Here is a 9,746-nt window from a genome sequence, read left to right as displayed (position 1 = left end):
GCGCCGTACTGCTCGTACGGCGCCCGCGGTCTTCACACGTGCGGTGTATGCCGACCCGCCCCGGTAAGGGGTCAGGCGGACTTGCGGCTGTCCCGCGGATGAACGGCGATGTTCATCGCGCCGGAGCGCAGAACGGCCAGACGCTCCTCGAGGACCTCTTCGAGTTCCTCGCGGGTGCGCCGCTCCATCAGCATGTCCCAATGCGTACGCGCGGGCTTGGCCTTCTTTTCCTCAGGGCCGTCGCCGTCCACGAGGAGTGCTGGGGCCCCGCAGACCTTGCACTCCCACTCCGGCGGAATCTCCGCCTCGACCGAGAAGGGCATCTCGAAGCGGTGCCCCTTCTCGCATGCGTACTCCACGGCCTGGCGCGGGGCCAGGTCGATGCCGCGGTCCGTCTCGTAGCTGGTCACCACGAGGCGCGTGCCGCGAAGAGCTCGCTCACTCATGAATCGTGCCTCCCGGGCTTGTCGCCCACAGGACAGGTGTCGCTGTCGTCGTCATCCGGTCAACGTCCGGTCGGCCGTAAAGATTCCCGTTCCGGGTCATGCGTCGCCGTCGTAGCCGCCCCTTGTTGTACCCACCAACGCCCGGTTTGTCACATCTGACAGCAGATGTCACCCAGCGTTTCGTCTTCTTTGGCGCGCAGTAACGGTACGCCTGGCAGGCCAAACGCGTACACTACCGCCCTTTGGGCTCGCGCGCTAAATCCTGTCCGGAACGGGATTGCCCGCGTCGCGCACCGCCTGCCGTACCGGGACGCGCGCGAGCAGCACGAACCCGATGACGAAGAAGACCACCAACGAGATGATCGCGTCCCGATAACTTCCGGTCAGCTGATAGGTGAGACCGAACAGGAGCGGGCCCAGCCAGCTCATGCCGCGGTCGCTCATCTCGTACGCCGAAAAGTACTCCGCCTCCTTGCCCGGCGGCACCAGGTGCGAGAAGAGGGAGCGGGAGAGGGCCTGGCTGCCGCCGAGGACCAGGCCGATGCCGGCGGCCAGGACGAAGAACCACACCGGCGCGCCGGCCGGCAGGAAGTAGCCCGCGGCGAGCGTCGCCGTCCAGGCGGCCAGCGAGCCGAGGATCACGCGCTTGGCGCCGTGGGTGCGGGCCAGCCGGCCCATGCCGAGCGCTCCCGCCACCGCGAGCACCTGGACGAGCAGCACGGCGACGATCAGCGTGGACTGGTCCAGGCCCAGCTCCTCGGAGCCGTACACCGAGGCCTGGGAGATCACGGTCTGGATGCCGTCGTTGTAGACGAGGTACGCCAGCAGGAAGGCGAGGGTGAGCGGTTTGCCGCGCATGTCGCGGACCGTGGCGGCGAGCTGCCGCCGGCCGGGCGCCGTCGGCGCGGCGGACGCGGAGGCCGTGCGGCGGTCGCGCAGCGCCTTCAGCGGCACCAGCGTGAAGGCGCCCCACCACACGCCCGCCGAGGCCAGGCAGATGCGGACGGCGGCCGTCTCGGAGACACCGAAGGTGTCGTGGGCGGTGTAGAGGATCAGGTTGCCGACGAGGACCAGGGAGCCCGCCGCGTAGCCGAAGGCCCAGCCCCGGGAGGACACCGCGTCGCGTTCCCCGGGCGGGGCGATCTGCGGCAGGTAGGAGTTGTACAGGACCATCGAGACGGCGATCGCGGCGTTGGCGACGATCAGCAGCAGGCCGCCCAGCAGATAGCGGTCGCCGTCCAGGAAGAACATCCCCGTGGTGGCCGCGGCGCCCGCATAGGCGGCGGTCGCGAGAAGGGGCTTCTTGCGGCCGGTCCGGTCCGCCGCGGCACCCGCCGCCGGCATCAGCACGATCGCCAGGATCACCGACGCGGACACGCAGTACGCGAAGAAGGAACCGGCCCGGACCGGGATCCCCAAGGGGTGCACGAAACCGTCCGCGTCCGCCGCCGACTCGGCGACCGACGTCAGATAGGGGCCGAGGAACACGGTCAGCACGCTCGTCGAGTAGACGGAGCACGCCCAGTCGTAGAAGTACCAGCCGCGCTGCTCGCGCCGCCGCTCGGCGATCCCGCCGCTCTCCCCTGAGGAGTCCGGCGCGTCCCCAGGGGGGACGCCCATCGCCTGCTCGGTGTCGGTGCCCACCGTGTTCCCCGCTCCTCTGCGCTCCGTGCTCCGCCGTGCCGCCCCGTCGACGCGGGCGCGCGGGCTCAGACCCAAGTGCCCCGCTCTTCAAGGACCTTGCGCAGCGTGTCGATGTGATCGGTCATGATGCCATCCACGCCGAGGTCCAGGAGCCGGTGCATGCGTCCGGGCTCGTTGACCGTCCAGACGTGCACCTGGAGGCCGAGCGCGTGCGCGGTGCGCACGAAGCGCCGGCCGACCACCGGGAGGCCCGACTGGCTCTCCGGCACCTGCGCCGCCACCGCCGAGCGGCGCACCGCGGCCGGCACACCCCACGCGCGCAGTCGCAGCGCAGCGACGCCCCGGGTGCCGTACGAGGTGGCCAGGCGGGGTCCGGCCAGGCGCTGGGCGCGGCTCACGCGCGCCTCTGAGAACGAGCCGACGCAGACGCGGTCCCAGGTCCCGGTGCGGCCGATGAGGTCGAGCAGCGGCAGCAGGGCCGGCTCCGCCTTCACGTCGACGTTCCAGCGGGCCCCGGGAAAGGCTTCGAGAAGCTCCTCGAAGAGGGAGACCGGCTCGGTGCCCGCCACGCGCGCGTGGCGCACGTCGCTCCAGGGGAGGTCCGCTATCCGGCCCGTCCCGTCGGTGACCCGGTCCAGGGTGGTGTCGTGGAAGGCGACGAGCCGGCCGTCGGCCGTCGCGTGCACGTCCGTCTCCAGATAGCGGTACCCCGCCTCCACCGCCCGGCGGAACTGCGTCAGGGTGTTCTCCAGACCGTCCGCGGCGCCGCCCCGGTGCGCGAAGGCGAGGGGCCCGGGGTGGTCGAGGTACGGGTGGCGTATGTCCGTGCTCACCGGGGCAGTATCGCGCCCTCCGGTTGACCGGCGGCGACGACGGCGCTGCCGACCGGTGCCGGCGGGGCGGCGAACACACGCAGGAAGAGCTGCGCCAGGGGCCCGATGGACAGCGCGTACAGCACGGTGCCGACGCCTACCGTCCCGCCGAGGGCGAACCCCGTCACGACCACGGCGACCTCCACGGCGGTACGGGCCAGCCGGACGGACCGCCCGGTGCGCAGATGCAGCCCCGTCATCAGGCCGTCGCGCGGCCCCGGACCGAAACCGGCCGTGATGTACAGCCCCGTCGCCACGCCGTTCAGGAGTACCCCCGTCACGAGGAGCGGGATCCGTACGCCCAGGCCGTGCACGCCGGGCACCAGGGCGAGGGTGGCGTCCATGGCGAGACCGACCACGAAGACGTTGGACACCGTGCCGAGCCCCGGCCGCTGGCGCAGCGGGATCCAGGCGAGCAGCACCAGGGCTCCGACGACGATCGACACCACGCCGATGGTCAGCCCGGTCAGCTCGGCCAGACCCTGGTGCAGCACGTTCCAGGGCTCCAGGCCGAGCCCCGACTCCACGAGCAGCGCGGAACTCGCGCCGTACAGTGCCAGGCCGGTGTAGAGCCGGAGGAGGCGCAGCGGCAGCCGTCCGGCGGCGGTGCGTGGTGCGGCGGGTGCGGGCTGTGCGGGCAACGGGATCCCCCCAGGTGGTGGCAGTGGCCTGACGCATGACACTCTGTGGCCCGGGAAGTGACGTCATCCATGGCCAATTCGCGGAAGGTGGACTGATCACCATGGCGCAGTGGACCTCGGCCGTGGGCGCGGCGCAGCTCGCCCGGCTCCTCAACTCCCAGCAGGACCGGCCCGCGGGGCCCGGCACCCGCCGCCCGCCGGCCTACCGCGCGCTCGCCGACGGCGTCCGGCTGCTGGTCCTGGAGGGCCGGGTGCCGGTCGCGGCCCGGCTGCCCGCCGAGCGCGAGCTGGCCCTGTCCCTCTCCGTCAGCCGCACCACGGTCGCCGCTGCCTACGAGGCGCTGCGCACCGAAGGGTTCCTGGAGTCCCGCCGCGGCGCGGGCAGCTGGACCGCCGTGCCGGCCGGCAACCCGCTGCCCGCGCGCGGCCTCGAACCACTGCCCCCCGAGGCTCTCGGCTCCGTGATCGACCTCGGCACCGCCGCGCTCCCCGCGCCCGAGCCGTGGCTCACCCGCGCCGTCCAGGGCGCCCTGGAGGAACTGCCGCCGTACGCCCACACCCACGGCGACTACCCGGCCGGGCTGCCCGCGCTGCGCTCGATGCTCGCCGAGCGGTACACCGCGCGCGGGATCCCGACGATGCCCGAGCAGATCATGGTCACCACCGGGGCGATGGGCGCGATCGACGCCATCTGCCACCTGTTCGCCGGGCGCGGCGAGCGGATCGCCGTCGAGTCGCCCTCGTACGCCAACATCCTGCAACTGATGCGGGAGGCCGGAGCCCGCCTCGTGCCGGTCGCCATGGCCGAGGGGCTCGCCGGGTGGGACATGGACCGCTGGCGGCAGGTCCTGCGCGAGGCGGCGCCCCGCCTCGCGTACGTGGTGGCCGACTTCCACAACCCGACCGGCGCGCTCGCCGACGAGGACCAGCGGCGCCGCCTGGTCGACGCGGCGCGCTCCGCGGGCACCGTGCTCGTCGTCGACGAGACCATGAACGAACTGCACCTGGACGACGACTTCGAGATGCCGCGCCCCGTCTGCGGCTTCGACCCGGCGGGCTCGACCGTGATCACCGTGGGCTCGGCCAGCAAGGCGTTCTGGGCGGGCATGCGCATCGGCTGGGTGCGGGCCGCGCCCGACGTGATCCGCAGCCTGGTCTCCGCGCGCGCGTACGCCGACCTCGGCACCCCGGTCCTGGAACAGCTCGCGGTGAACTGGCTGCTCACCACCGGCGGCTGGGAGGAGGCCCTGCGGCTGCGCCGGGGACAGGCCGCGGAGAACCGGGACGCGCTGGTCGCCGCCGTCCGGCGGACCCTGCCCGACTGGGAGTTCGCGGTGCCCCGCGGCGGGCTCACCCTGTGGGTGCGCACCGGGGGCCTGTCGGGCTCACGGCTCGCCGAGGCGGGGGAGCGGGTCGGTGTCCGCGTCCCCTCGGGACCGCGCTTCGGGGTCGACGGGGCCTTCGAGGGCTACGTACGGCTGCCGTTCACCGTGGGCGGCGCGGTCGCCGAGGAGGCGGCGGCCCGCCTGGCGGCGGCGGCCCGGCTGGTGGAGACGGGGCGGATGGGCGGCGGGGCGGACGGTCCGCGTACGTCCGTGGCCTGAGCGGACCGCTCGGGCCACGGACGTCGGCAGTCGTGCGGTGTGCTCTCCGTCGCTCGTCCTTGGCGGGTGCGTGGTGACTGGTCGCGCGGTTCCCCGAGCCCCTCGGGGGCGCTTCCTCAGCTCTCCGCCGCGGCCTCGGCCTGAACCGGTGCCGTGTTCTTCGTCAGTACCGGGACCGGCGCCGGTGGCGGGGGCGGGGGCTTCTCCGGTTCCCTCGGGTGCAGGGCCTCCGGCTCCAGGGAGTCCGCCCGCCCCGGAACGAGCCCCAGCACCGCACGGCGGTGGCTCTCGCTCGTAGCGTCGTCGTACGGGTCAGGCGTGGCCGGGACCTGGAGCCGGTGGACCGGCCCCGAGCCGAGGCGGGCGTAACCGCGCCCGGCCGGCATGTCGGGCGCCGGAGTGGTGTGCGGGGGAACGCCCAGGACCGCCGCGAGCTGCGCGGGGGTCGCCGGACCGAGCACCACGCGCGCGCGGGTGTGCCGCCGCACCGGCTCGGGCAGCGCCTCCAGGCTGTCGAGCTGGTCGGCCACGACGACCGTGACATTGGCCGGACGGCCGTGCCGCAGCGGGACCTGGAGCAGCGACTGGGGATCCTTGCGGCCGTCGGCGGCGGCCACCAGGCCCAGCGTGCTCGGGCGGTCCAGCAGGATCCACAGCGGACGCGTGATGTCGTCGGGGGCGGGCCGGCCCGCCTGCCGGGCCCGGTTGGCGGCCACCAGCCGGCGTTCCGTCTCGTGCGCCGCCCACTCGAGACCGGCGAGCGCGCCGGCCGGTCCCGACTCGACGGTCAGCACCCCGTCGCAGTCGGACAGACAGGCGTACTCGCCGGTGCCGCCGCCCTCGATGATCAGGACGTCCCCGTGCTGGAGGGCCTGGAGGGCGATCGAGCGCAGCAGCGTCGTCGTGCCGCTGCCCGGTTCGCCGGTGACCAGCAGGTGAGGCTCGGTCGAGCGGACGCCGGTGCGCCAGACGACGGGGGGTACGTCGCGCTGTTCCTCGCCCTGGGTCAGAGGCAGGGTGCGCCGGACGCCGGTCGGGTCCGTGAAGCCGAGGACCGTCTCACCGGGTGCCGTGACGAAGCGCTGGGCGGCGATGTCGGTCGGCAGCGGGGGCAGCACCGACACCGCGAGCTCGTTGGCCTCCTGGTCCCAGGCGAAGTGGTACTCGCGGTCGCGGCCCGACTTGGCGTGCAGCACCTGCTCGATGCGGCTGCGGGACTCCGCGTCGCCGTCCGTGAAGTACGCCGGGTAGCGGACGAGCAGGCGGGTCACCCGGCCGGTGTCGTCGAACTCGTACGAGGTGAGGGCCTTCTCCCAGGCGCCGCCGTGGGTGAACAGCGGATCGGGGTCCTCGGGGACGGTGAAGTACGGGACCAGCGCGTCGTACAGGGACTGGAGCCGTCTGGCCTGGGGCTCGTCCAGGCCGGTGGCTTCCGCCTGCCGGGGTTCGCGGCCCTTCCAGGCGGCGGCCGCCATCAGCGCGACGGCGGCCATCAGCGGCCCGTAGGGCACCAGGGCCACGACCAGGAGGACGGACGCGATCAGGAACAGCAGCGGCCCCCGCCGGTCCTTGGGGGTGTCGGCCCACTTGCGCCGCCCGGCCCCGGCCAGCCGGCGCAGCCCACGGGTGACCGTGATCAGCGGGTGCAGGACGTCGGTCGCGCTGTCGGCCGCCGTCCGGGCCAGCTCCCGGCTCCGGGCGAGCTGTGCGCTGCCGCTGCTCAGAATGCGGGGAAGGGGGCGCCGGGCCACTGCTGTCTCCTGTTGGGTGTGTGTCTGGTGGTGCGTGTGCAGGGGGTGGGCGTCAGAACTTGATCCCGCCGAGCAGGCTCGCCAGGCTCTCGCCGCCCGCCTTGATGCTCGGCGCGATGGCCGTGCTGGCGAGGTAGAAGCCGAAGAGGGCGGAGACCATGGCGTGCGAGCCCTTCAGGCCGTCCTTGCGGAAGTAGAGGAAGACGATGACGCCGAGCAGGACGACGCCGGAGACGGACAGGATCATTTTTGGCTCCTGGTTTCGTGGGGACAGTCACCATGAGTTCTTCCAGGCTCACAGCATGTATCCATACGATAAAAGGTGCAACTGGGTGAAAACCGGCTCATTTCACCCGGATGGCCGAGCCTTGCCGGGGTGTCGGAGGGGCCGCCGGGTCGGGCGGAAACCGGGGTGATCTTTGCCCCGGCGGGGTCGGAACAGGTGCGCGGAAGCCAGTACGCTGGCGATTCACCCGTACGGCCGCGCCACTCGCCGTCGTACGCTCCCCGCGCACGACGGCTCCGCCGGCTGTCGTACGCTCCCGCAGTCCCCGAAGCACCCCTGAGTCGAGCGAGAGGCGGTCCGGCCGATGAGTGAAGTCCCCGACCCCGAAGTCGTGGAACTGGCGACCAAGATCTTCGATCTGGCGCGCCGCGGCGAGACGGAAGCCCTCGTGGCCTACGTCGACGCGGGCGTTCCGGCCAACCTCACCAACGACCGCGGCGACTCGCTCGTGATGCTGGCCGCCTACCACGGCCACGCGGACGCGGTGCGCGCGCTCCTCGACCGCGGCGCCGAGGCGGACCGGGTCAACGACCGGGGTCAGACCCCGCTCGCCGGAGCCGTCTTCAAGGGCGAGGAGGCCGTCATCCGGGTGCTCCTGGAGGGCGGCGCCGACCCGGCCGGGGGCACCCCCTCGGCGGTCGACACGGCCCGCATGTTCGGCCGGACAGAACTGCTCGAATTGTTCGGCGCACACTGATACGACCGCCCTGACCAGGCGAAACGCAAGAAACGGGGGAGGCGGTACGGGGCCGCCGGAAATGCGGTCGCGGCAGGAAGAACCGCTGGGTCATCATGACGTCGTGATTCACGGACGCGATGGCTGGGCAGGTGTTGCCGCACCGCGCGGGCCGTGACGCGGCCCGCATGGGCCACCGACGAGAGGCAGAGGAAGATGGTCTACAGCAAGCAGGAAACGGCGGGCGCCCCGACGTGTTGTCACGCGGCCAGGTAAAGCACGATCCCCGGTTGCGTCGACGCTTGATGTGAGGCTGTTTCCCATGTTCGATCCGGTCATAGCGCCCAGCGGTACGCTGCTCGGCCTGCTCCAGCGGGGCCGCGGCGACGGCACACTGCACGCGCTCACCGCCCCCCGCCCCGAAGCGCTCGCGGCACTCAATCACTGCGTGCTGCACGACCCCCGCCACGACTGGCAGGTCGAGAACCGCTCCCTGTACTACGCCCGTCTCTACCTGGATCTGAGCGGCGGCCTCGACGAGATCGAGCGGCACCTCTTTGAGGCCGAGGACGTGCTCGACACCTGCGAGTCGCGCACCGGCCTCGCCCTCGCGGTCCTCGGCCACCTCGCCTCGTACGGCAGGCGGGACGCGCTCGAACTGCTGCGCCGGTACGCGGCTTCCGGGACCAACTGGGCCTGGGCCCTCGACGAGCTGGCCCTGCGTGACGACGACGCGGGCCTGCGCTCCCTCGCCGCCCCCGTCCTGGCCCGCTTCCCGGCCGGACCCGAGGGCGACGCGGAACTCGCCGCCCAGGTCCGCGACGCCTTCGAACCCAGGCCCTGGCGCCTGTGGTCCGAGGACCCGAGCCCCGCGATCGGCCCACGCGTGCGTGCCGCGCAGGAACAGGGCTCCTTCGACCGCTGGCAGCGCCAGATGCGGCCCTCCGGACCGCGCCCCGGCTGGAGCGTGCGGGCCGTCTTCGACTGGGCCCAGGAGGGCGTCGAGCGCGGCGCCGCGCTCCATGTGCCGGCCGCCCGCTGTCTCAGCGCCGTCGCGGGACCCGAGGACCGGCCCGAGATCCTCCAGGCCGCCCGTGGCGGAGCCGACGGCGCCCGCTGCACCGCCCTGCGCTACCTGGCCGACAGCAACGATCCCGAGGCCCTCGATCTGATCGAGGGCGCCGCGGTCACCGGCACGAGCGCCGTCGTGGAGGCCGCCGTGGACGCCTTCGAGCGGATGCGCAGCATCGCCGCCGTGCAGCGGGCCCGGCGCTGGGCGCACCGGCCCGACGCCCTGGGGGCCGCCGCCGGGCGGATGCTCGCCTGCCGGGGCGGCGCCCAGGACAGCGAACTGGTCCTCGGCGCCCTGCGCGAAGCGGTCCGCGGCGAGGGGCCCGACGCGCCGACCCTGTGGACCCTCGTCGACGGCACGGGACGTCTCGGCATCCATTGCGCCGCACCCGTGCTGCGGCACGTGTACCGCGAGACGGCCTCCTCCCATCTGCGCGGCCGGGCCGCCCGGGCCCTGGCCGCCACCGACCCCTCGTTCGCCGCGGGTTTCGCCGTCGAATGCCTCTGGGACTGCGAGGAGACCACCCGCGAGGTCGCCGCACGGCACGCCGAGACCGGTGACGCCCGCGTCGTCGACCAGCTCCGCAGGCTCGCCGCCGACCCGGCCGAGGAGGCGGAGGTCCAGACGGCCGTACGCAGCCGCATCGGCCCCGACGCGCCCGCGAAGTGAAACTGGGCCACGCGCCCGCGAAGTGAATCAGGGCCACGCGTCCGCGAGGTGAACGGGGGCCGACGCGCGTCCGGCGTACGGACCG

The 9,746-nt window shown here is 73.2% G+C and carries 9 protein-coding genes; 3 read left to right on the top strand and 6 right to left on the bottom strand.

Annotation, left to right across the window (positions count from 1 at the left end; genetic code table 11):
• Window positions 1-71: 71 nt before the first annotated feature.
• The 4 genes from ACFV6E_RS36080 to ACFV6E_RS36065 form a co-directional block, all read right to left on the bottom strand.
• Window positions 72-446: an RNA polymerase-binding protein RbpA gene (locus ACFV6E_RS36080; RefSeq protein WP_009187548.1), complete on the bottom strand. Its 375-nt coding sequence runs from the start codon at window positions 444-446 to the stop codon at window positions 72-74.
• 255 nt (window positions 447-701) lie between these two features.
• On the bottom strand, window positions 702-2,090 hold the full coding sequence (locus ACFV6E_RS36075) for an MFS transporter (RefSeq protein ID WP_385171720.1): 1,389 nt from the start codon (window positions 2,088-2,090) through the stop codon (window positions 702-704).
• A 65-nt stretch (window positions 2,091-2,155) separates the two neighbouring features.
• Window positions 2,156-2,923, bottom strand: a complete 768-nt coding sequence (locus tag ACFV6E_RS36070) for a glycerophosphodiester phosphodiesterase (protein ID WP_385467469.1) — start codon at window positions 2,921-2,923, stop codon at window positions 2,156-2,158.
• Window positions 2,920-3,603 (bottom strand): YitT family protein, encoded by a 684-nt coding sequence (locus ACFV6E_RS36065; protein WP_385467467.1) that lies wholly within the window; start codon window positions 3,601-3,603, stop codon window positions 2,920-2,922. The genes ACFV6E_RS36070 and ACFV6E_RS36065 overlap by 4 nt, the downstream gene beginning before the upstream one ends.
• Before the next feature lie 101 nt (window positions 3,604-3,704).
• Here ACFV6E_RS36065 and ACFV6E_RS36060 point away from each other — a divergent pair, with 101 nt between their 5' ends.
• Entirely contained in the window at window positions 3,705-5,207 is a 1,503-nt protein-coding gene (locus tag ACFV6E_RS36060) for a PLP-dependent aminotransferase family protein (protein ID WP_385171712.1), read from the top strand.
• A 116-nt stretch (window positions 5,208-5,323) separates the two neighbouring features.
• Here the strand turns inward: ACFV6E_RS36060 and ACFV6E_RS36055 are convergent, their stop codons facing one another.
• Both ACFV6E_RS36055 and ACFV6E_RS36050 read right to left on the bottom strand, forming a co-directional pair.
• Window positions 5,324-6,958, bottom strand: a complete 1,635-nt coding sequence (locus tag ACFV6E_RS36055; RefSeq protein ID WP_385467464.1) for an ATP-binding protein — start codon at window positions 6,956-6,958, stop codon at window positions 5,324-5,326.
• 52 nt (window positions 6,959-7,010) lie between these two features.
• Window positions 7,011-7,205 carry a hypothetical protein gene (locus tag ACFV6E_RS36050; RefSeq protein ID WP_385171707.1) on the bottom strand — a complete coding sequence of 65 codons (195 nt, stop codon included), beginning with the start codon at window positions 7,203-7,205 and terminating at the stop codon, window positions 7,011-7,013.
• A 343-nt stretch (window positions 7,206-7,548) separates the two neighbouring features.
• Here ACFV6E_RS36050 and ACFV6E_RS36045 point away from each other — a divergent pair, with 343 nt between their 5' ends.
• Together ACFV6E_RS36045 and ACFV6E_RS36040 are read left to right on the top strand one after the other, a co-directional pair.
• Window positions 7,549-7,941 carry an ankyrin repeat domain-containing protein gene (locus ACFV6E_RS36045; RefSeq protein ID WP_385171704.1) on the top strand — a complete coding sequence of 131 codons (393 nt, stop codon included), beginning with the start codon at window positions 7,549-7,551 and terminating at the stop codon, window positions 7,939-7,941.
• A 301-nt stretch (window positions 7,942-8,242) separates the two neighbouring features.
• Window positions 8,243-9,661: a HEAT repeat domain-containing protein gene (locus ACFV6E_RS36040; RefSeq protein ID WP_385171701.1), complete on the top strand. Its 1,419-nt coding sequence runs from the start codon at window positions 8,243-8,245 to the stop codon at window positions 9,659-9,661.
• The last annotated feature ends 85 nt before the right edge of the window (window positions 9,662-9,746 follow it).

It is taken from the genome of Streptomyces sp. NPDC059785 (assembly GCF_042732375.1).
Taxonomy (GTDB): domain Bacteria; phylum Actinomycetota; class Actinomycetes; order Streptomycetales; family Streptomycetaceae; genus Streptomyces.
The sequence above is the reverse complement of the archived record's forward strand: the minus strand, read 5'-3'. Positions and strand labels throughout refer to the sequence as shown.

Excerpts from the sequence above, each read along its gene's own strand:
- ACFV6E_RS36080 (WP_009187548.1), bottom strand. The coding sequence starts at position 446 with ATGAGTGAGCGAGCTCTTCGCGGCACGCGCCTCGTGGTGACCAGCTAC.
- ACFV6E_RS36040 (WP_385171701.1), top strand. The coding sequence starts at position 8,243 with ATGTTCGATCCGGTCATAGCGCCCAGCGGTACGCTGCTCGGCCTGCTC.
- ACFV6E_RS36050 (WP_385171707.1), bottom strand. The coding sequence starts at position 7,205 with ATGATCCTGTCCGTCTCCGGCGTCGTCCTGCTCGGCGTCATCGTCTTC.
- ACFV6E_RS36045 (WP_385171704.1), top strand. The coding sequence starts at position 7,549 with ATGAGTGAAGTCCCCGACCCCGAAGTCGTGGAACTGGCGACCAAGATC.
- ACFV6E_RS36060 (WP_385171712.1), top strand. The coding sequence starts at position 3,705 with ATGGCGCAGTGGACCTCGGCCGTGGGCGCGGCGCAGCTCGCCCGGCTC.